The sequence below is a fragment of the uncultured Roseobacter sp. genome (assembly GCF_947496515.1).
Taxonomy (GTDB): Bacteria; Pseudomonadota; Alphaproteobacteria; order Rhodobacterales; family Rhodobacteraceae; genus Roseobacter.
This window is the reverse complement of the sequence record NZ_CANMDB010000009.1, coordinates 101,040-120,851: the sequence shown is the minus strand read 5'-3', so window position 1 is coordinate 120,851 and position 19,812 is coordinate 101,040. Positions and strand designations below refer to the sequence as shown.

The 19,812-nt window shown below is 61.7% G+C and carries 18 protein-coding genes; 11 read left to right on the top strand and 7 right to left on the bottom strand.

Translation table 11 applies throughout. The features are described 5' to 3' along the window. Positions 1–6 precede the first annotated feature (6 nt). Together Q1A53_RS15920 and Q1A53_RS15915 are read right to left on the bottom strand one after the other, a co-directional pair. Entirely contained in the window at positions 7–1,701 is a 1,695-nt protein-coding gene (locus tag Q1A53_RS15920; protein WP_299968627.1) for a hydantoinase B/oxoprolinase family protein, read from the bottom strand. Continuing rightward, positions 1,698–2,252: a nuclear transport factor 2 family protein gene (locus Q1A53_RS15915; RefSeq protein WP_299968626.1), complete on the bottom strand. Its 555-nt coding sequence runs from the start codon at positions 2,250–2,252 to the stop codon at positions 1,698–1,700. The genes Q1A53_RS15920 and Q1A53_RS15915 overlap by 4 nt, the downstream gene beginning before the upstream one ends. A 124-nt stretch (positions 2,253–2,376) precedes the next feature. Here Q1A53_RS15915 and Q1A53_RS15910 point away from each other — a divergent pair, with 124 nt between their 5' ends. From Q1A53_RS15910 to Q1A53_RS15885, 6 genes are all read left to right on the top strand, one after another. Continuing rightward, positions 2,377–3,180, top strand: coding sequence for a GntR family transcriptional regulator (locus Q1A53_RS15910; protein ID WP_299968625.1), 804 nt, complete (start codon positions 2,377–2,379; stop codon positions 3,178–3,180). After that, positions 3,177–4,583: a 3-isopropylmalate dehydratase large subunit gene (gene leuC, locus Q1A53_RS15905; RefSeq protein ID WP_299968624.1), complete on the top strand. Its 1,407-nt coding sequence runs from the start codon at positions 3,177–3,179 to the stop codon at positions 4,581–4,583. Before Q1A53_RS15910 ends, leuC begins: the two co-directional genes overlap by 4 nt. Next, complete coding sequence (leuD, locus tag Q1A53_RS15900; protein WP_299968623.1) at positions 4,583–5,203, top strand: 3-isopropylmalate dehydratase small subunit; 621 nt, start codon at positions 4,583–4,585, stop codon at positions 5,201–5,203. Before leuC ends, leuD begins: the two co-directional genes overlap by 1 nt. A gap of 71 nt (positions 5,204–5,274) precedes the next feature. After that, entirely contained in the window at positions 5,275–6,288 is a 1,014-nt protein-coding gene (gene dctP, locus Q1A53_RS15895; protein WP_299968622.1) for a TRAP transporter substrate-binding protein DctP, read from the top strand. Between the two features lie 58 nt (positions 6,289–6,346). After that, on the top strand, positions 6,347–6,844 hold the full coding sequence (locus tag Q1A53_RS15890; RefSeq protein WP_299968621.1) for a TRAP transporter small permease: 498 nt from the start codon (positions 6,347–6,349) through the stop codon (positions 6,842–6,844). Next, positions 6,844–8,151 (top strand): TRAP transporter large permease subunit, encoded by a 1,308-nt coding sequence (locus tag Q1A53_RS15885; RefSeq protein WP_299968620.1) that lies wholly within the window; start codon positions 6,844–6,846, stop codon positions 8,149–8,151. The genes Q1A53_RS15890 and Q1A53_RS15885 overlap by 1 nt, the downstream gene beginning before the upstream one ends. A 187-nt stretch (positions 8,152–8,338) precedes the next feature. On the opposite strand, the gene dacB is transcribed toward Q1A53_RS15885, so the two are convergent. Together dacB and Q1A53_RS15875 are read right to left on the bottom strand one after the other, a co-directional pair. After that, complete coding sequence (gene dacB / locus Q1A53_RS15880) at positions 8,339–9,820, bottom strand: D-alanyl-D-alanine carboxypeptidase/D-alanyl-D-alanine-endopeptidase (RefSeq protein WP_299968619.1); 1,482 nt, start codon at positions 9,818–9,820, stop codon at positions 8,339–8,341. A 72-nt stretch (positions 9,821–9,892) separates the two neighbouring features. After that, the gene (locus Q1A53_RS15875) at positions 9,893–10,519 is read right to left on the bottom strand and encodes a nicotinate-nucleotide adenylyltransferase (protein WP_299968618.1); all 627 of its coding nucleotides are present in this window, start codon (positions 10,517–10,519) and stop codon (positions 9,893–9,895) included. A 153-nt stretch (positions 10,520–10,672) separates the two neighbouring features. Here Q1A53_RS15875 and ettA point away from each other — a divergent pair, with 153 nt between their 5' ends. Both ettA and Q1A53_RS15865 read left to right on the top strand, forming a co-directional pair. After that, on the top strand, positions 10,673–12,328 hold the full coding sequence (gene ettA / locus Q1A53_RS15870; RefSeq protein WP_299968617.1) for an energy-dependent translational throttle protein EttA: 1,656 nt from the start codon (positions 10,673–10,675) through the stop codon (positions 12,326–12,328). Between the two features lie 7 nt (positions 12,329–12,335). Further along, on the top strand, positions 12,336–13,142 hold the full coding sequence (locus tag Q1A53_RS15865; RefSeq protein ID WP_299968616.1) for a DUF3800 domain-containing protein: 807 nt from the start codon (positions 12,336–12,338) through the stop codon (positions 13,140–13,142). Between the two features lie 385 nt (positions 13,143–13,527). Here Q1A53_RS15865 and Q1A53_RS15860 read toward each other — a convergent pair whose 3' ends face one another. From Q1A53_RS15860 to pncA, 3 genes are read right to left on the bottom strand one after another with little or no spacing between them, the layout of a single operon-like run. After that, complete coding sequence (locus tag Q1A53_RS15860; protein WP_299968615.1) at positions 13,528–14,466, bottom strand: aminotransferase class IV; 939 nt, start codon at positions 14,464–14,466, stop codon at positions 13,528–13,530. Beyond that, a complete protein-coding gene (gene pncB / locus Q1A53_RS15855) occupies positions 14,463–15,755 on the bottom strand; it encodes a nicotinate phosphoribosyltransferase (protein ID WP_299968614.1) in 1,293 nt (430 codons plus the stop codon). Before pncB ends, Q1A53_RS15860 begins: the two co-directional genes overlap by 4 nt. Beyond that, positions 15,748–16,356, bottom strand: coding sequence for a bifunctional nicotinamidase/pyrazinamidase (gene pncA / locus Q1A53_RS15850; RefSeq protein ID WP_299968613.1), 609 nt, complete (start codon positions 16,354–16,356; stop codon positions 15,748–15,750). The genes pncB and pncA overlap by 8 nt, the downstream gene beginning before the upstream one ends. Before the next feature lie 128 nt (positions 16,357–16,484). Between pncA and Q1A53_RS15845 the strand changes: the two genes are divergently transcribed. The 3 genes from Q1A53_RS15845 (at position 16,485) to Q1A53_RS15835 (ending at position 19,772) form a co-directional block, all read left to right on the top strand. Further along, positions 16,485–17,372 carry a rhodanese-related sulfurtransferase gene (locus Q1A53_RS15845; protein WP_299968612.1) on the top strand — a complete coding sequence of 296 codons (888 nt, stop codon included), beginning with the start codon at positions 16,485–16,487 and terminating at the stop codon, positions 17,370–17,372. A 129-nt stretch (positions 17,373–17,501) separates the two neighbouring features. Next, on the top strand, positions 17,502–18,335 hold the full coding sequence (locus tag Q1A53_RS15840; protein ID WP_299968611.1) for a flagellar motor protein MotB: 834 nt from the start codon (positions 17,502–17,504) through the stop codon (positions 18,333–18,335). 99 nt (positions 18,336–18,434) lie between these two features. Beyond that, positions 18,435–19,772 (top strand): flagellar hook protein FlgE, encoded by a 1,338-nt coding sequence (locus Q1A53_RS15835; RefSeq protein ID WP_299968610.1) that lies wholly within the window; start codon positions 18,435–18,437, stop codon positions 19,770–19,772. Positions 19,773–19,812: the final 40 nt, after the last annotated feature.

The window sequence follows — 19,812 nt, the reverse complement described above, 5'->3', positions numbered from 1 at the left end:
GCCCGCTCACGTGCGGACCTCGCGCCACGCCGGGCCGTAGGTTTCATCCGCAGCGGTGTCGCTGACCAACCCGCGCGCCACATCAAGCGCCACCGCTGACGGCGCGCGCGCCTGCGGCGGACCGTAGCCACCGCCCCCCGGCGTCTCCAGCCGTACCGCCTGCCCCTGGCGCAGCGTGATGCCGCGCATCTTCGAGGCCAATGGCGGAGTGCCCCAACCCGCGTCCTGCTCGAACGAAAAGCAGTTCAGAGCCGCGTCGCCACCTTCCGCGATCCCCTTCGGCGCGAAACGCCCCCGCTCACCAAAGAGGAACGCTTCGGCCCCGTTCTCCTCCAGCACTTCAATCTCGTAGACAGCCCCCACACCGCCGCGATGCGCCCCTGCTCCAGCACTGTCCGAACGCAAAGCCCACTGACGGAACATCACCGGATAAGCCGCCTCCAGGATCTCCATCGGCGGGATCGTGGCAGTCGAAATCGGTGCATTGCCATGGTTCAGCCCGTCGCCCTCCACCGAGCCGCCGTGCCCGCCGCCGTAAAAGCTGAACATCACCCAAGGCTGACCGCCCTTGCGTTTTCCGGCAATCGACAGCGCATTGATCGTCCCGTAGGCATGGGCCACCACCCGCGTTGGCGCAGCCCCCGCAAAGGCGGAAAAGATCACGTCGATCATCCGCAGGATCGTCTCCGTATACCCGCCGGTCGGGGCCGGAAATGCCGCGGACAGGATCGCCCCCTCGGGCACACGCACGTCGATGGGACGCATCACGCCCGCGTTGGCGGGCAGGGCCGGAAACATGTGCTTGATGGCCACATAGGCGGTGGCAACGGTGGTCGGCAAGGCGATGTTCACCGGGCCTGCACATTGTGGCGCAGAGCCTGCAAAATCCAGCACCATGCGGTCGCCATCAATCTCCAGCGCCACCTTGATGGGCAAGGGCTCATCGGTGATCCCGTCATTGTCGAGGAAGTCCTCAGCTTCCCACCGACCATCCGGCAAAGCGGCCAGTTCCGCGCGCATCAACGCCTCTGCCCGGTGGCCGAGCGCATCGAGCGCAGCATGCACAGTCTCCGCACCGTATTCGTCCAACAGCTCATCCATCCGCCGCACCCCGAGATCCAGCGCCCCCAGCTGCCCGTTGAGATCCCCCATGGCCGATTGCGGCAGCCGGGTATTGCGCATCAGGATGTCGATGATGTCCTGGTTGATCTCGCCCGCCCGCGCCAGCCGTACGGGTGGCAGCACGAATGCCTCCTGAAACACCTCCGTGGCCGCAGGGTTGTAGTTGCCGGGCACGGCACCGCCCACGTCATGCCAATGCCCGACGGATGCGAGGTAGCAGAACAGCTGACCCTCATGGAAATAGGGCCGCACCAGCCGCATGTCCGACAAATGCGTCCCGCCGATATGCGCGTCATTGAAGATAAAGATGTCGCCATCCTGCAGATCACCCTCCGCTGCGGTCTTGTCGATCACCGCCTTCACCGCAAAGGACATCACACCCACGAAGATCGGCAGGCCCGACTTTCCCTGCACCAGCGTGTCGCCCGTATCCGCGGCGTAAAGACCGTGGCTGGCGTCATGCGCCTCCGCGATGATCGGGTTGAACGCCGCCCGAAAGAGCGTCGCATCCATCTCGTCAGCAATCTGCTCCATCCGACCGGCGAGCACTGACAGGGTAATGGGATCAATCTCGCTCATCTGCGCGCCCGGGCCTCCGCTATGTCGTTCCAAACCTCCTGCCGGACAATCTTGCCACCCTCGATCTCGAACCGGTCGATGAAGCGGATGCCGTCAAATGGGGTGCCGTCCGGCCAGGCGCCCGAAAGCGTACCGGTGCAATAGACCACGGCCGAAACCCCGCCAACGTCCAGCACGTCAAAACGGCTGTAGGTCTTGGTCACATGCCGGTAGCGCGAGGCGGACCATTCAACCAGACGGCGCAGGTCCGTGATCTGCGGTGCTCCGGGAAACTGCATGGTAAAATCTTGGGTCACCATGGCGCGGGCGGTCGCGATCTCGCGCCGCTCCATCGCTGCCAGAAATCGCCGGGCGACGGTTGCCGGATCAAGCTGACCTGCGGGAACAGCCTCTGCGACGGTCTCTGCCATCGGCGCTTTGCGGATCTTGACCTCGATCTCGTCCGGTGTTGTGGGCAGCGCCTCGCGCACCGCGTCGGTCAAAGCAGCACTCAATCGGCTTTCCGCATCAGGACCATAATCCTGACCAATCCGAAGTTCGACAACGGCCATTCTGCCCCTCCAACCGCTAAACCTGTATTTTCTATAATACCGTTTATAGCCTCTTGTTAAGACAAAAGCTTGATTTTCGTCGAACCAACTGTACTCTTGCGGCTATGAGCCAGGACTTAGTGCAATGAACACGGTGGTCGAACCAATGCTCCCCGAAGGAGCAAAGGCACGTCGTGTCTACCTCGCGCTGCACGATGAGATCTCCGCCGGGCGCCTGAACGCTGGCGATCACCTGCCCGGAGAGCAGAAACTGGCGGCACAGTTTTCCGTCTCGCGCGTGACCATCCGGCGGGCCCTGGAAAGTCTCAGAGCTGCAGGGCTAGTCGAACGGCGCGCAGGCAGCGGGACGATTGTACGAAGTAAGACGACGTCTGCGGGTCCTGTCTCCATGAACCTGTCGACGCTGATGCCCCAGCTTGTGGATATCGGGCAGAACACCACGGCCCGGCTCCTGTCCTTCTCCTATGGCTCGGCGCCGGGGTTTGTCGCCTCGGCGATGCTTCTGAACCCGGCGGACCAAGTACAGATCGCCACGCGGGTCCGCAGTGTTGACGACACGCCGTTCTCCCACCTGACAACCTATGTGCCCGCCGGGATCGCGCAGAACTACTCTGAAAACGATCTGGCAACGACACCGCTTTTCCGTCTGTTGGAGCGCAGCGGGGTGCAGATCGCCGAAGCGCATCAGACGGTTTCGGCAACGCTCGCCGGACCGGAGGTTGCCGAGGCGCTGGCGGTTGACGTTGGTGTCGCCCTGCTGTCGCTGCGGCGCATGGTCCGAGATGTGAACGGCAACGGGGTCGAATACCTCGCCGCGCTGTATCGTCCGGATATGTTTCAGCTGGAGATGCCGCTGGCCCGTGTCGGCAGCGAGCAGGCACGGCATTGGGAACCGGTGATCGGCAAACCGAACGAGGCCTCTGCATGAGCGGGCCGCGCACTCTGCTGGACAGGCTTTGGTCCGCACATGAAATTCGCCAGCGCGAGGACGGGACTTCGCTGCTCTGGGTAGACCGGCATCTGGTCCACGAAGGCTCGCACCATGCCTTCGCCAAGCTGGCGGCGCGCGGGATGGCTGTTGCCGAGCCCGGGCTGACCTTTGCCGTGGTGGACCATTACGCACCGACGCGGCGCGGCGCGGGTCCGACTGATCCGGACATTGGCCGAATGATTTCGACACTGCGTGACAATGCAGCGCGACACGGGGTGAAGCTCTTCGATCTGGACGACCCCGAGCAGGGCATCGTTCATGTGATCGGTCCGGAACAGGGGCTGACCCTGCCCGGGTTATTGATAAATTGCGGCGACAGCCATACGTCGACGCATGGTGCTTTCGGCGCGCTAGCTTTCGGCATCGGTGCGACCGAGGTGGCGCATGTCCTGGCAAGCCAGACGATCTGGCAGCGCAAGCCCGCCGCCATGCGGATCACTGTGGACGGCGTGCTGGGTCCGGGGGTCAGCGCCAAGGACATCGCGCTGAACTGGATTGCGGCGCTTGGGACAGGCGGCGCGCAGGGCGCAGCCATCGAATACACGGGGAGCGCGGTCCGGGCATTGTCGATGGAAGGCAGGATGACGCTCTGCAATCTCTCAATCGAAGGGGGCGCGCGCATGGGAATGGTCGCGCCCGATCAGGTAACCTTTGACTACATCGCGGGGCGCAGCTACGCGCCCAGAGGCGCCACGTGGGACCATGCGCAGGCGTATTGGTCCGGTCTGCGCTCGGACACCGACGCCGAATTTGCAAAAGACGTGAGCCTGCCCGCCGGGGACATCGCCCCAACCGTCACCTGGGGCACCAGCCCCGATCAGGCCCTGCCCGTGACCGCAACGATCCCCGATCCCGACACCCTGCAGGCCGGCGGGTCAGAGGCAGCGCAGCAGGCGCTCGACTACATGGGCTTGCGCGCGGGCGCTGCCATCGCGGGCACGCCTGTCGATCAGGTCTTCATCGGGTCCTGCACCAACGGCCGGATCGAGGATCTGCGCGCCGCCGCCGCCGTTCTGGCCGGACGCCGGGCCAAAGTACCGGGGCTCGTCTCTCCCGGCTCGGCGCAGGTCAAGGCACGGGCCGAGGAGGAGGGGCTTGACCGGATCTTTGCGGATGCCGGGCTCGAATGGGCGGCGGCGGGATGCTCCATGTGCGTCGGTATGAATGGCGACACGGTCGCGACAGGCAAGCGCTGCGCATCCTCCACCAACCGCAACTTTCGAGGTCGGCAGGGGCCGGGGGCACGCACGCATTTGATGTCACCGGCCATGGTCGCCGCGGCGGCGGTCACGGGGGCGATCACCGACGTACGGCCGCTGCTGAGAGGGCGGGCTGTCTGATGGCGGGCTGGCGCACCCATCGCGGCACGGCCCTGAGGTTACCCATGGATAACCTGGATACCGATCAGTTGATCCCCGCGCGTTTCATGTCGGCCCCACGCGCCGATGGGTACGGCCGGTTTCTGATGCACGACCTGCGGCGCGATGCACAGGGTGCACCGCATCCTGATTTCCCTCTCAACCGACACGAGGATGTCTGCGTGCTGGTCGTCGGCCGGAATTTCGGCAGCGGATCATCACGGGAAGCTGCCGTCTACGCGCTGGTTGATGCGGGGATCAGAGCCGTCGTCGGCCCGAGTTTCGGCGACATCTTCGCCGCTAATGCCGTCAACAATGGTCTCCTGCCCGGGCGGGTCTCGGAGGCAGAGGCGCAATCGCTGGCCGAAATATTGCAAGATGACCCACAGCCGGTGGACATCGACCTCTCCGCCGGTTGGATCAGCCTTGCCGGCCAGCGCATTCCCTTTCAGCTGGATGAGAGCTGGCGGACCAAGCTGATCAACGGGTGGGATGATATTGACCTGACCCTGCAGCACCAATCGGCGATTGCGTCGTTCAGAGACGCTCATGTCAAATCCATGCCCGGTGCTCTGCCGGCAAAGCAGATAAACGCGCCATGACGGCGCATCAACAGGGGTCATGGTGGTTCCGCGAAAGACGTAACATGACACCCCGAACAGTGGAGAAAACAATGAAAAAGACATTTCTTGGCGGGCTGCTCGCTGGCTCTACCCTCGCCGCCGGGCTGGCGCAGGCAGAAGAGACGATCACGGCGGTCCATGCCTTTCCCGAAACGCTGATCTACACGCAAAGCTTTCTGTCCTTCGTGGACAAGGTGAACGAGGCAGGCGAAGGCGTCATACAGATCGACGTGCGTGGCGGACCCGAAGCCATCGGCATGTTCCAGCAGCCCGATGCGGTGCGCGACGGGATTGTTGACATGGTCTACACCCCCGGATCCTTCTACGGCGGTGCGCTGCCGGAAAAGGACGCCATGGTCGCCTCCAACCTGACAGCGGTGGAGACCCGCGAGAACGGTGGCATCGAACTCATCGACCAGATCCACCAGGAAAAGATGGGGTTGAAGTATCTCGGTTGGTTTGACAGCGGCGTTTGCTACAACCTCTGGACCCGCGACGCGCCCTCCTTTGACGCCGACGGCAATCTGGAGGTGGACGGGCTGAAGCTGCGCGGCAACAACGTCTATAACGCCTTCTTTACAAACTACCTCGGTGCGCAGGTGATCGACCTACCAACGGGCGAGGTCTATGCTGCGCTGCAGCGTGGTGTTGTGGATGCGACCGGCTGGACCCAGATCGGCCTTATTGACCTGAAATGGAACGAGTTTCTGAACTACCGGATCGAGCCTTGCTTTTTCTCCACGGACCTCGGTGTGATCGTCAATCTGGAAAGCTGGAACGCCCTGTCCGACGAGGCCCGCACCATCCTGCAAGACGTGGCCATCCAGCACGAGAAGGACAGCGTCGAGGCGCTGCAGGTCAAACGCGATGAGGACTTCGCCCGGCTTGAAGAAGCAGGCATGCAGGTCATCACCCTGGAGGGAGAGGCCAAGGCCAACTATCTGGCTGCCGCACGCGAAAAGACTTGGGAGCGGATGTCAAACCTGATGGCAGAGCAGCCCGGAGGTACCGACAACTACGACCGGCTGATCGAGCTCTTCTACGATCTGGACAGCGCCAACTGATACCTCGGGGGCCTGCCAATGCGCAGGCCCCTCTCTTTTGCCCCGCGGAGACTGCCCCATGAGCCGAGCCTATGACGCGCTGCTTTTCGCGATGGCGATCATCGCTGGCATGACGCTCGTCTGGCTGATGGTATCGGTGGTGACATCCGTGCTGATGCGCAACCTCGGGCTGCAGCCTTTTGCTTGGCTCTTTACCTCCGCGGAATACGGGCTGCTTTACATGACCATGCTGGGTGCGCCTTGGCTGGTGCGCGAGCGGGGCCACGTTCATATCGAATTGGTCACCGCCGTTCTGCCCGCCCGGCTGCGCCGGATTGTCAGCCGTCTGGTCGCCGCGGCCTGCGTGCTTGTCTGCGGCGTGCTTGCGTGGAAAGGGGCGGAGCTTTTCCTCACCAATATCGCGCGCGGCGACGTGGATACCCGCGCTTATTACTATCCCCGCTGGCTCCTGACCGTCGCCTTTCCGCTGAGTTTTGGCCTGATGGCGGTGGAGTTCGCAAGGTTCGTTGCCGGACAGGACATCCTGCACAGCGGTGAAGCCGGGATCCACGAATAATGGAATGGTACGAGGCTCTGGCGCTGCTGGTGGGCACGATCATGGCGCTGATGGCGCTTGGCATGCCTGTGGCGATTGCCTTTCTGGCGGCCAATATCCTCGGTGCATGGGTGTTTATGGGGGGCGAACGTGGCATCGGGCAACTGCTCAATAACGGTCTGGGGTCACTGACGAAATACGCGCTGGTGCCAATCCCGCTGTTCTTGCTCATGGGCGAAATCTTCTTTCACACCGGGCTGGGCGGGCGCATGTTCAACGCCATCGACCGGCTGCTGGGGCGGCTGCCGGGGCGGCTGAGCTACGCGACCGTACTAGGCGGCACGGCGTTCTCCACCCTGTCGGGGTCGTCCATGGGATCGACAGCGCTTCTGGGCTCGCTGATGGTGCCGGAGATGACGCAACGCGGATACAAGCCGCATATGAGCATTGGTCCCATTCTGGGCACCGGTGGGCTGGCGATCATCATCCCACCTTCGGCGCTGGCGGTCTTGCTGGCGACGCTGGCGCAGATTGATGTCGCGGCCCTGCTGATCGCCGGTGTCGTGCCCGGGCTCATTCTGGCGCTGTTCTACATCGGAACGATCTGGCTGCAAACCCGGATCAATCCGGAGGCCGCCCCCGCCTACGACGTCACACCCCTGTCCTTGGCTGCCAAGATCGGCCTGCTGCTGCGCGAAGTCGTCCCGATGATCGGGGTGATGGTGCTGATCGTCATCGGCATGATCAACGGGCTCATCACGCCATCCGAGGCAGCGGCCTTTGGCGCGCTCGGGGTCCTTATCCTGGCCGCCGTCTTTCGGTGCCTCACGTGGGAGGCGATCCGCAAGGCGGTCATCGGCGCGCTCAAGGTGACGCTGATGGCCTATCTGATCGTCTTCGGCTCCGCCACGTTCAGCCAGCTTCTGGCGTTTTCCGGTGCCTCCAGCGGGCTGATCACATGGGCGACCTCCTACGATCTGGCACCGCTTGCCATGCTGCTGGCAATGTTCGCGGTACTGTTGCTGCTGGGCATGTTTATGGAGCAGATCTCCATCATGCTGCTTACGGTGCCGATCTTTTTCCCCCTCGCACAGACGCTGGGGTTCGATCCGATCTGGTTCGGGCTGATCATGCTGTTGGCGCTGGAGATCAGCTTTACCACGCCACCCTTTGGGTTACTGCTGTTCGTGATGAAGGGAGTGGCGCCAAAAGGCACGACGATGCGGACAATCTACACTTCCGCCTTCCCCTTCATCGGCTGTTCCTTGGTGCTGGTGGCCTTGCTGATCCTGTTCCCCGGTATCGCCCTTTGGTTGCCGAGCCTGTAACGCTTTGCCTTGCCGAGGTGGGTTGAACCTTGCTGGCGACATGTCGGGAGGCACGCGCAGCGGTCGCTGCCCTTCTCTCATTGGAACCGTTCATCGCAATGACCGGTAACACGAGGCCGTGCCAGAATGCGCTGCCACGCATCTGACCCCGTCGACCGGCCCGACGTCCCTGCAGCACACCGGGTCATCATCCGCTGATTTCAGTACCCCACCGGGACAACAGACGCCGTTGCAACCGTCGCGCGCGAGACGCCCACGCGCGGGCGCCTGCCGGGCGTTCCCGGTTGGCGCGGGTGATGGTCGCACGGACATCTTCGTCGGCGCTGAAGATCGCAAAGACCAGATCGCGGCCACCGGTTGTCTTGATGTACCCCGCGAGACCCGAGACATAATTCAGCGTGCCGGTCTTGGCGACCACCTTGACAGGATGGTCCGCAACGGGCCGACCCTTGGTGTCCCGCATGGTGACCGGTTTCAGGATCGGGCGCAGCGCCCCCGCGCGGTGGACGGCGGCCAGCCCCCGGACCATATCCGCCGGGCTGATCCGGCTGGCGCTGCCAAGGCCGGAATGATCCGCGAACCCGGGCCTCTCCATCCCCAGCGACTGCATCGCCCAGAGGTTCATGTGCAGCGCGGAGGTGGCCAGTGTCGGGGCGCGGCCCACCCGCTGTGCCGTTGCGGCGAGGCCCACCATCTCTGCCGTGAGGTTGTTGGAGTACTTCAGCATCCCCTGCAAAACCTCACGCAGCGGCGGGCTGTCCACGGTGGCTACGTCTTCTCCCACCGGGGCGCCTTCGATCAGCTCCGGTGCCCCCAGCACGATGCCGTGGCTGCGCGCAAGGGTGGCGAACACGTCGCCTGCGTAAAGACCCGGCTGGCGGACCGGCAGCCAGCGCGCCCCTTCCGAGCCGAGCGCGCCGCGGGCCACGGTCCAGTGATCCTGCTGGCCGCCATTCGTATAGGTGTAGACCGGCGTGGCGCGATCCACCACGCGCATCTGCGCCACTTGCACCTCGGGCCGGTAACCCGCTGTGCGCGCATCCATCCGCACAAGGTACTTGGCCCCCTGACGCTTCCACTCGAAATGGACACGGTTGTAGTTGAGCGCGAGGCCGGACACAGCGGGGCTGTACCCAAGATGGTCCGGCTGATCAGGATCAATCGTCCGGATCGGCGACAGCGCATTCTCATAAACCAGAAAGCGCCCACGCACTTCCCGGATACCGGCGGCTTTCATCCCTTCGGCGAGTGCTGCGAGCCCGCGTGTATCAAGCGTCGGATCACAGCCACCCACGAGCACCAGATCGCCCGCAAGAATGCCGTTAGTGATCTTGCCCGTCGCCACGACCCGCGTTGTGAACCGATGATCGGAGCCCAGCGTTTCGAGAGCGTAAAGCGCCGTCACAGCCTTTGTCACGCTTGCGGGCGCGAGCCGCGTGGCGGTTGCATACCCCTCCAGGATCTCACCGGTTTCCGCATCCGCCACCGCGCAGGCGATCTGACCGCTGACACCTGCACCGCGGATCATACCCGCCAGAGCCGCGGGCCCGACCGCCCGCGCCGGACGCAGCCGGGGCCGCAGGGAAACAGCAGGGGTTGCGCCAAGCACCGGGCCAGCGCCCGCGGCGATGACCCCTGTCAGGAATGCACGCCGCGGCATCTTGGACATAAACCTAGGACTCATAACGCAACTAAACCTCAGCACTTTTACAGAAACAACCGTATCACTACTGCAGCGAGTTTAATTTTCCGTGAGACCGCCCATACCTGTCTCCCAATCGCCCGCTGCCCTGATCGCACTGGAGGACTGGGAGATCATCGGGACGTTGACGAAACACCATGCGGGTGGCTGCGACCGTCCCAAAAGCTGCGCCCTTGCGCCGGTCAGGCGCCCCTGCTCGAAACGACGGGCCGCCGGGCTCATTCTAGCGGAGATCCGGTCGCCGGGTCTGGCCAGCACGCCCACCGGAACGGAGGCCATGATCTGGTGCCAATCCTGCCAACGGTGGAACTGCGCCAGATTGTCCGCCCCCATCAGCCAGACAAACTGCACACCCGGATAAAGCGCTTGCAACGCCTGCAGCGTCGCGGCGGTATAGCGGGTGCCAAGTGCCGCCTCGATCCCAGTGACCCGGACGCGCGGGTGTTTCATCAGCTTGCGCGCCCGCGCGATCCGCGTCTCCAGCGGTGCGGGTCCACGCTCTTTCAGCGGATTGCCGGGGCTGACCAGCCACCAGATGCGCGACAGCCCGAACCGCTTTAGCGCTTCACGGGTGATGTGCACATGCCCGGCATGCGCGGGATCGAACGACCCACCCAAGAGACCGATGACCTCGCCCGGTCTGGCAACGGGGAACCCCTGTTTCATCAGGCTGTTGCCCTCGTCTGCTATCCGCTTCTTTTGAACGTCGGGCGCGCGCGGTTGTCAATGCTGCCGTGTCCGCGCGGCCTCCATTGCACCTGCGTCGTCGGGGTTGTATCTGATCACGACCCGAGCCCTTCTTTTGCACAGGAGCATTCAATGGCGGCCTATCAATACGTGTATCATATGTCCGGCGTGTCCAAGACATATCCGGGTGGCAAGAAGTGCTTTGAGAACATCCATCTGAACTTCCTGCCGGGTGTGAAGATCGGTGTCGTCGGGGTCAACGGTGCGGGTAAATCGACGTTGATGAAGATCATGGCCGGTCTGGATACCGAGTTTCAGGGCGAGGCATGGTCCGCCGAAGGGGCCACAGTGGGCTACCTGCCACAGGAGCCGAAACTCGATCCGGCGCTCACGGTGCGCGAGAACGTGATGCTGGCAGTGGCCGACAAGAAGGGGATCCTGGACCGGTACAACGAGCTGGCCATGAACTACTCCGATGAGACGGCGGACGAGATGGCCCAGCTGCAGGACCAGATCGACGCGGAAAACCTCTGGGATCTGGACAGCCAGATCGACGTGTCGATGGAGGCGTTGCGCTGTCCGCCCGATGATGCGGATGTCACGACACTGTCGGGCGGCGAGGCGCGGCGCGTCGCCCTCTGCAAGCTACTGCTGGAAGCACCGGACATGCTGCTCCTCGACGAGCCGACCAACCATCTGGATGCGGAGACCATCGCCTGGCTACAGCAGCACCTGATCGACTATAAGGGCACCATCCTGATCGTGACGCACGACCGCTATTTCCTCGATGATATCACCGGCTGGATCCTGGAGCTGGATCGTGGCCGCGGCATGCCCTACGAGGGGAATTACTCCAGCTGGCTGGAGCAGAAGGCCAAGCGGCTCGCGCAGGAAGCGCGCGAGGATAAGTCGCGCCAGAAGACGCTGGAGCGCGAGCTGGAATGGATGCGTCAGGGCGCAAAGGCCCGGCAGGCCAAATCTAAGGCACGGATCAACGCCTATAACGAGATGGCCGAAGTGTCGGAACGCGAGAAACTGTCGCGTGCGCAGATCGTCATTCCGAACGGTCAGCGGCTCGGGTCCAAGGTGATCGACGTCTCTGGGTTGTCCAAACACATGGGCGACAAGCAGCTGGTGGAAGGGTTGGATTTTTCCCTGCCGCCGGGCGGGATCGTTGGCGTGATCGGACCGAACGGCGCCGGTAAATCCACGCTTTTCAAGATGCTGACGGGTCAGCTTGAGCCCGATGCGGGAAACATCGAATACGGCGATACGGTAGATCTGTCCTACGTCGATCAGTCGCGCGATGATCTCAACGCCGATCACAACGTCTGGGAGGCGATCAGCGGCGGGGCGGAGCTCATTCAGCTCGGCGATGCGGAGGTGAATTCACGCGCCTATTGCTCGTCGTTCAACTTCAAGGGCGGCGATCAGCAGAAGAAAGTGGGCCTTCTGTCAGGCGGTGAACGCAACCGGGTCCATATGGCGCGGCTCCTAAAATCGGGCGGCAACGTCCTGCTGCTCGACGAGCCGACGAACGATCTCGACGTCGAAACCCTGCGCGCGCTGGAGGATGCGCTGGTCGATTTCGCGGGTTGTGCTGTGGTGATCAGCCACGACCGCTTCTTCCTCGACCGCATCTGCACGCATATCCTCGCCTTCGAAGGCGAAGCACACGTGGAATGGTTCGAGGGCAACTTTGAGGACTACGAAGAGGACAAGAAGCGGCGACTGGGGGCGGATGCGCTGGAGCCCAAACGGTTGAAGCACAAGAAGTTTGTGAGGTGATTTGCTATTGGACGAATACTTCCTTTACATCGACGAAGCTGGGGATGAAGGCTTCGGCAAACTGACTGCGAACCCGAACAGCGCGCAATCAAATTGGTTGATGATTGGTGGCATAGTTGTTTCGCAAGAAAATGACCGATTGCTGCCCCAATGGCGCGACCAAATTATGAGTACGTTCCCGCACAAAAGAAGACGGGACCTGCACTTCCAAAAAATCAAGCACGAACAAAAAGTAGCAGCTTGCCGGATGTTGTCTGAGCAAAGATTCGGTGCCTGTGTCATCTGCTCCGATAAAGTGACGATCCATAACCTACCGCCGAAGACCTTTGCGGCCTACAAACAAAAGGGGCATCTATACAACTACTTGGTCCGTTTCTTGCTTGAGCGCGTAACGGAAGCATGCGCAAGACGAAGTGCAGCTTCTAGAAGGCCATGTAAGCTCAATGTGACTTTCTCCAAAAGAGCTGGAACAGACTATCAAGTAATGCGTGACTACCTATTTCTGATGCGAGATGGGAGAGAAGTCATCCCGCCGGTGAGGTCTGTTGACTGGAATGTACTAAATCCAGAAGACGTCAAGGTCGAAGATCATAGCAAACGTGCAGGTCTTCAGTTGGCTGATGTAGTCACAAGTGCAACATACTGTGCTCTGGAACCAAATCTATACGGAGACACCGAGACGAGATATGCTGAGTTTTTCAAAGATCGTTATTTGAAGAAGCAGGGAAACATTTGGGGACATGGGCTGACCATCGTCCCAGCCCAGTCACTTGCGAAAACTGTCGTCCGTAACTTCGTTCAAAAGTTGGATTAGGCGCGGGCCCCTGGATCCTGTATCACGCCGCTAAGGACGCTGCCGCCGGATGGCAACTCGGATTTACTCCAGCGCTTGCCCGCGAAACATATATACGCACTCAGTATAAAATTTTCAATTAGCGAAATTAGACCGCGAGTCGGAGGCCGTCTTGTAACCGCTCTGGTCGAGCGATTGAGGCCCGAGAAGGCGATAGCCTCGGGGGTGACATAATCGCCCCCAACCCAGCAGAAAGCTGGTGCCTTAGACGGAAGCAACAGCGGCATCGCAATCGCTGCCGTCGGAACTCTCCACGAAAGCGTTCTGCATTGCCCTCATCGGAGGCCTGTTCTGCCCATCGCGACGGCGCTGTAAAAGACTATCAGATCACCACAAAGTGCCTTATTCACCGACCCGCCGTCACCTCCGCGATCAGCGCTTTGTAGAGCGCCTGGATACGTTTCGTCACAGGCCCCGGGCCATCGCTGATGTGCCGACCGTCGATGCTGCGCACGGGCGTCTGGGCGCCGAAGGTGCCGGTCAGGAAGGCTTCCTCGGCACCGTAGGCCTCGTAAAGAGAGAAGTTTTTCTCGAAGACCGGGATATCGTTGGCGTGGCAGAGGTCGATCACCTTTTGCCGGGTGACGCCGTTCATGCAGTAGTCCCCTGTGGAGGTCCACACCTCCCCCTTGCGCACGATAAAGAAGTTGCAGGCATTCGTCGTGTTCACGAAGCCATGCGGGTCGAGCATCAGCGCCTCGTCTGCACCCGCTGCCTCTGCCTGCAGACAGGCGATGACGCAGTTGAGCTTGGAATGGCTGTTGAGTTTCGGATCCTGCGCGTGGGGCAGCCCGCGCACCTGCGGCACGGAGGCGAGGCGGATGCCCGCGCGCTGCAGACTGTCGGCGGGTTTCGAGTGTTCCATGATGATCACCAGCGTCGGACCGCTCCGGCTGAGCGAGGGGTGCTGGAAGGGTTTGACCTTGACCCCGCGGGTGAGCATCAGACGGCAGTGCACATCGGTCACCATGCCGTTGGCTTCGGCTGTCTTGGTCAGGGCATCGAGGATCCCTGCACGGTCCATCCCCACGTCGAGCGAGACCGCCTTGCAGGACTGAAAGAAGCGGTCCATGTGCGCGTCGAAGAACGCCCAGACACCGTTGTAGAGCCGCATGCCTTCCCACATGCCGTCGCCCAGCAGAAAGCCGCTGTCATAGACCGAGACGACGGCGGCATCCCGGTGCACCAGCGCACCGTTGACGTAGATCTTGATGTCGCGGTTTCGGGGATCGCCCTCGGCATCGTGGGTCGTATGGGCGGCAGGCGCGGCGTCGGGTGGCGTCACACGATAACCTCTTGCGCGACTTGGTTCCCCACACCGAAGACGCGCTTGTAGCGGGCGATCTCCTCCGCCGGGCCCATCGCCTTGTTGGGGTTGTCCGACAGTTTGACCGTGGGTTTGCCATTGGCTTCAATGGCCTTGCAGACCAGCGAGAAGGGCGCCAGCCGATCATCCGGCACCAGATGCCGGAAGTCATTGGTCAGGAGCGTGCCCCAGCCGAAGGAGACATTGGTGCGCCCCGCAAAGGCCCGGTGTAGGGCGCGGATCTTGTCCACATCAAGACCGTCGCTGAAGATGATGCGCTTGGCGCCAGGATCCTCACCACGGGCTTGCCACCAGTCGATGGCCGTTTCTGCGGCGGTCGCGGGATCGCCGCTGTCCACGCGAATGCCCGTCCAGCCAGCGAGCCAATCCGGCGCCTTGTCGAGAAAGCCCTTGGTGCCGAAGGTGTCGGGCAGGATGATCCGCAGATTGCCCTCATGCTCGTCGTGCCAGTCTGACAGCACGTCGTATGGCGCCTGTGCCAGTTCCGCGTCATCTTCGGCCAGCGCGGCGTAGACCATGGGCAGCTCATGCGCATTGGTGCCGATGGCCTCAAGCTCCCGGTTCATGGCGATCTTGCAATTGGAGGTACCGGTAAACGCAGCCCCCAGTCCCTCCTGCATCGCCTGCACGCACCAATCCTGCCACAGATAGCTGTGCCGCCGCCGGGTGCCGAAATCCGCGATGGACAGATCCGGCACTTCGCGCAGCGCCTCGATCTTCTCCCACACACGGGTCATGGCGCGGGCGTAAAGCACTTCCAGCTCGAACTTGCCCATCTGGTTGAGCACCGCGCGGCCCCGGAGTTCCATCAGTACCGACAGGGCGGGGATTTCCCACAGCATCACTTCGGGCCAGTTGCCCTCGAAGGTCAGTTCGTACTGATCGCCCTTGCGCTCCAGATGGTAGGGCGGCAGGTGCAGCGCCTCGAACCATTCCATGAAATCGGGGCGGAACATCTGGCGCTTGCCGTAAAAGGTATTGCCGCGCAGCCAGGTGCTCTCTCCCCGGGACAGCGACAGAGAGCGGATATGGTCAAGCTGTTCGCGCAGCTCGCCCTCGTCGATCAGCCGGGCCAGGGGCACGTCGGTAGAGCGGTTGATCAGGCTGAAGGTGACGCGGGTGCCGGGCTTGTTCCGGAACACCGACTGGCACATGAGCAGCTTGTAGAAATCCGTGTCGATCAAGGATCGCACGATGGGGTCGATCTTCCACTTATGGTTCCAAACGCGACGGGCGATGTTAACCATGTGCTGTCTCCAGCGCGATGCCCGCCGTCTGCATCCCGTCGAGCGCGGCGGCCAATGATCCCGCAAGATCGATGGCGCGACAGAGATCACGGCGCACTGTGACGTCAAACCCCAGCCGCGCTGCATCGACTGCAGAGTAATTCACGCAGAAATCCAGAGCCAATCCGACCATGACGAGGCGGTCAATGCCGCGGGTGCGCAGATACCCCTCAAGCCCGGTGGGCGTGGTTCGGTCGTTCTCAAAGAACGCGGAGTAGCTGTCGATGGCGGCATTATGGCCCTTGCGCAGAAGGAGATCGGCGCGGTCCGCGTGCAACTCCGCATGGAACTGTGCACCGATACTGCCCTGGATGCAGTGATCGGGCCAAAGAACCTGATCGCCGTAGGGCATTTGCGTGACATCGTAGGGGACGCGACCCTCATGGGAGGACGCAAAGGAAGAGTGACCCGCCGGATGCCAGTCCTGCGTCAGGATCACCGCCGCTGTATCGGCCATCAGCGCGTTGATTCCACCAACGATTGCATCGCCGTCGGGTACGGCCAGAGCACCGCCTGGGCAGAAGTCTTTCTGGACGTCGATCACAATCAGAGCTTCGGCCATGCGCTCCTCCCTCTTTCTGTCCTCTGTGGGTAAGGGCCGGGGCGGGACGCGTCAATGGCGACCGCCCGCGGGGCAGCGCAGGCAGGCACGGTCTTGCGCGTCCCGGTGCTTGGTCATATCTGACGGGCATGTTCACGATTGCCGCTCTCTATCACTTCACGCGCATCGGCGATCCGGCCGCCCTGAAGCCGGCGCTGGTCGCCCTATGCGCGGCGGAAGAGGTCAAAGGCACGCTGCTCCTGGCGAACGAGGGTGTGAACGGCACGATCGCCGGACCGCGCAAAGGCATCGACGCGGTGATTGCGCATTTGCGAAGCCTGCCCGGCTGCGCGGATCTGGAGTGGAAGGAATCGACCAGTGCCCAGCCGCCCTTTGGCAAGATGAAGGTGCGGCTGAAGCGCGAAATCGTCACCATGGGCCAGCCCGATGTGGATCCGCGTGCGCGAGTGGGCCACTACGTGAAGCCACAGGACTGGAATGCGTTGATTTCAGCGCCTGATGTGGCCGTGATTGACACACGGAACGCGTATGAAGTTGCCATTGGCTCCTTCGACGGCGCGATCGATCCTAAAACCGAGAGCTTCGGCGACTTTCCCGCATGGTGGGAGGAGAACAAGGCGCAGTTCGAAGGCAAACGCGTCGCCATGTTCTGCACCGGTGGGATCCGCTGTGAGAAATCGACAAACTACTTGCTTAGCCAGGGGGTCGAGGATGTCTATCACCTCAAGGGTGGCATTCTGAAATACCTTGAGGAAGTGCCGGAACCCGACAGCAAATGGCACGGCGCGTGTTTCGTCTTTGATAACCGCGTCAGCGTGGAGCATGGGCTGCGCGAGGGGCCGCATCTGTTGTGCCACGGCTGCCGCCGCCCCTTGCTGCCATCGGATACAAATCGGGCCGAGTATGAGGCCGGAGTCAGCTGTCATCTGTGCATCGATGAGACGTCCGCTGAGGACAAGGCCCGGTTTCGCGAACGCCAGCGCCAGATGACGCTCGCACGACTGCGACAGGCTTGATCCGGCATCCCTCAGCAGTGATTGCGTCCCGTTCCGCCCGCCCGCCACAGAATTGCCCTGCGCTGTTAAGGAGGCTGAAAGACCTTTTCGTTACATCTACGCTTTGGGTGAATACGAGAGTGGTGATTTATGGCGGCGCAGAGCAATCTGGCACCAGTCATCATCAAACGGAAGAAGGTTATCGCAGGCGGGCACCACGGTGGTGCCTGGAAGGTCGCATATGCGGACTTCGTGACAGCGATGATGGCGTTCTTCATGATGATGTGGCTGTTGAATGCAACGACGGAACAACAACGCAAAGGTCTGGCGGATTACTTTTCGCCGACCATTCCGGTGAACCGTGTCTCAGGCGGCGGCGATGGTGCCTTTGGTGGTGAGAGCATATTCTCCGAAGAGACACTGCCGCAGAATGGCCTCGGCGCCACGCAGAACTACGCGGCCCAGCAGCAGCAGTCCCGGGGCGAGTCTGGTACGGATAGCGACGACGGTGAACGCGATGCCGCCGATGCCGAATTCCAAGAGTTGGTGGACCAGTTAACCGCCCGCGGTGGCGAAAGCATGGTCATGGAAAATGCCCTCAAACATGTGGTGACCAGAATCACCGACGAGGGACTCGTGATTGAGCTGTTCGCTCTGGATGGCATGCCGCTGTTTGACGAAGGCACCGATCAGCCCACCGAATTGATGGAGACGCTGATCGAGATGGTGGCTGACATGAGCCAGAAGGTCACGAATGATGTGGCAATCGGTGGTCATGTAAGAGCGGGTCCGATTGTCTTGGCTGACAACCCCGTCTGGGATAACTCGGCTGAACGCGCCTCGCGCACGCGGCTGATGCTGCAGGAGGACGGTATCAGTACTGCCCGGATGCAGCGCGTGACGGGACATGCGGACCGTGAACCCATCCATCCCAATCCGATGGCGACCCGAAACGACCGGGTGGAAATTGTTCTGCTGAGATGAAATGTGGCATAAATAGGGCAGATTTTAGCTGTTAGCGCGGCGTTAAGTCGGAACGTCTATCTGGGTATCAAGAAATGATCACATCAGAAAGGCGTGCCCATGACAATTTCTTCATCGCTCAACGCAGGTGTTGCGGGGCTGCAAGCCAATGCACAGCGGCTTGGCTCGATCTCCGACAACATCTCGAATTCAGCGACATTTGGATACAAGCGGGTAGAAACCGACTTCGAATCCATGGTGTTGTCATCGGGCGGTGGATCCTACGCCGCAGGTGGCGTTCGGGCGGCGACACAGCGGCTGATTGATCAACGCGGCACGCTTATCGGCACATCCAACGCGACAGATCTGGCCGTGCGGGGCGCAGGCATGATGCCCGTCGCACAGGCGGCACAGGTTCAGGCGTTTGGGAATGATGCCCCGATGTATCTGGCGACAACCGGTTCGTTCCGGACCGACGCCGAAGGGTATCTGACGTCGCAGTCTGGCCTGGTACTGATGGGCATCCCGGCAGCATTGGATGGAACCATTCCGCCTTTCCCGCGTGACACGGCCGACGCACTTGAACCCGTTCGAATCGATACAGGTCAGTTGGCGGGCAATCCGACACTGAATATGAAGCTGGGCATCAACCTGCCTGCAACAGAGACAGAATTTGGCGCGGCAGCTCTGACGGAACAACTGTCTGTTGAATACTTTGACAACCTTGGCACGTCGCAGAGCATCAGCATCACCTTCACGCCTACACCTCCGGTAGCGGCAACCGACCCTGCGACCAACGAGTGGACGATGGTGTTGACCGATTCAGCCCAGGCCGGCGCCGAGATTGGCCGCTATGAAATTACGTTCCTTGATGCACGCACCGCTGGCGGAACAATCTCGAATGTTGCGCCCATTGCCATCCCTGCAGGTCCCAATGCCGGCCCCAGCCCGGCGTATACCAGCACAACCGGGTTGCTGACCGTCGACGTCGCTGCTGGCCCAATTACCATTGATATTGGCGCCTATGGCGACACTGGTGGTTTGTCACAGCTTTCCTACAACTTCGCGCCGATCTCGGTGACAAAGGACGGCTCCGCTATCGGTAACTTTGTGGGTCTTGATGTAGACGCCAACGGCTTTGTCCGGGCAACGTTCGATACCGGCGAGATCCGTCTCGTGTACCAGATCCCGCTGGTCAACGTTCCCAACCCGAATGGGTTGGAAGCCTTGGACAGCCAGACCTATCTGCCCACGCGGGCGAGCGGTTCATTTTTCCTGTGGGATGCAGGTGATGGACCGACCGGCGACGTAGTCTCTTTCGCAAGGGAAGAGTCAACCACGGATGTTGCCGGCGAACTGACCGATATGATCAAGACACAGCGGGCCTATTCTTCCAACGCCAAAGTGATCCAGACTGTCGACGAAATGTTGCAGGAAACGACCAACATCAAGCGATGACGGCGGCTAGGAAAATCGTTGCCTGACCAAGGGGGCCAAA

Bases quoted from the DNA above. Each gene is read 5' to 3' on its own strand.
- Q1A53_RS15920 (WP_299968627.1), bottom strand. From the start codon at position 1,701: ATGAGCGAGATTGATCCCATTACCCTGTCAGTGCTCGCCGGTCGGATG.
- Q1A53_RS15915 (WP_299968626.1), bottom strand. From the start codon at position 2,252: ATGGCCGTTGTCGAACTTCGGATTGGTCAGGATTATGGTCCTGATGCG.
- Q1A53_RS15910 (WP_299968625.1), top strand. From the start codon at position 2,377: ATGAACACGGTGGTCGAACCAATGCTCCCCGAAGGAGCAAAGGCACGT.
- leuC (WP_299968624.1), top strand. From the start codon at position 3,177: ATGAGCGGGCCGCGCACTCTGCTGGACAGGCTTTGGTCCGCACATGAA.
- leuD (WP_299968623.1), top strand. From the start codon at position 4,583: ATGGCGGGCTGGCGCACCCATCGCGGCACGGCCCTGAGGTTACCCATG.
- dctP (WP_299968622.1), top strand. From the start codon at position 5,275: ATGAAAAAGACATTTCTTGGCGGGCTGCTCGCTGGCTCTACCCTCGCC.
- Q1A53_RS15890 (WP_299968621.1), top strand. From the start codon at position 6,347: ATGAGCCGAGCCTATGACGCGCTGCTTTTCGCGATGGCGATCATCGCT.
- Q1A53_RS15885 (WP_299968620.1), top strand. From the start codon at position 6,844: ATGGAATGGTACGAGGCTCTGGCGCTGCTGGTGGGCACGATCATGGCG.
- dacB (WP_299968619.1), bottom strand. From the start codon at position 9,820: ATGTCCAAGATGCCGCGGCGTGCATTCCTGACAGGGGTCATCGCCGCG.
- Q1A53_RS15875 (WP_299968618.1), bottom strand. From the start codon at position 10,519: ATGAAACAGGGGTTCCCCGTTGCCAGACCGGGCGAGGTCATCGGTCTC.
- ettA (WP_299968617.1), top strand. From the start codon at position 10,673: ATGGCGGCCTATCAATACGTGTATCATATGTCCGGCGTGTCCAAGACA.
- pncB (WP_299968614.1), bottom strand. From the start codon at position 15,755: ATGGTTAACATCGCCCGTCGCGTTTGGAACCATAAGTGGAAGATCGAC.
- pncA (WP_299968613.1), bottom strand. From the start codon at position 16,356: ATGGCCGAAGCTCTGATTGTGATCGACGTCCAGAAAGACTTCTGCCCA.
- Q1A53_RS15845 (WP_299968612.1), top strand. From the start codon at position 16,485: ATGTTCACGATTGCCGCTCTCTATCACTTCACGCGCATCGGCGATCCG.
- Q1A53_RS15840 (WP_299968611.1), top strand. From the start codon at position 17,502: ATGGCGGCGCAGAGCAATCTGGCACCAGTCATCATCAAACGGAAGAAG.
- Q1A53_RS15835 (WP_299968610.1), top strand. From the start codon at position 18,435: ATGACAATTTCTTCATCGCTCAACGCAGGTGTTGCGGGGCTGCAAGCC.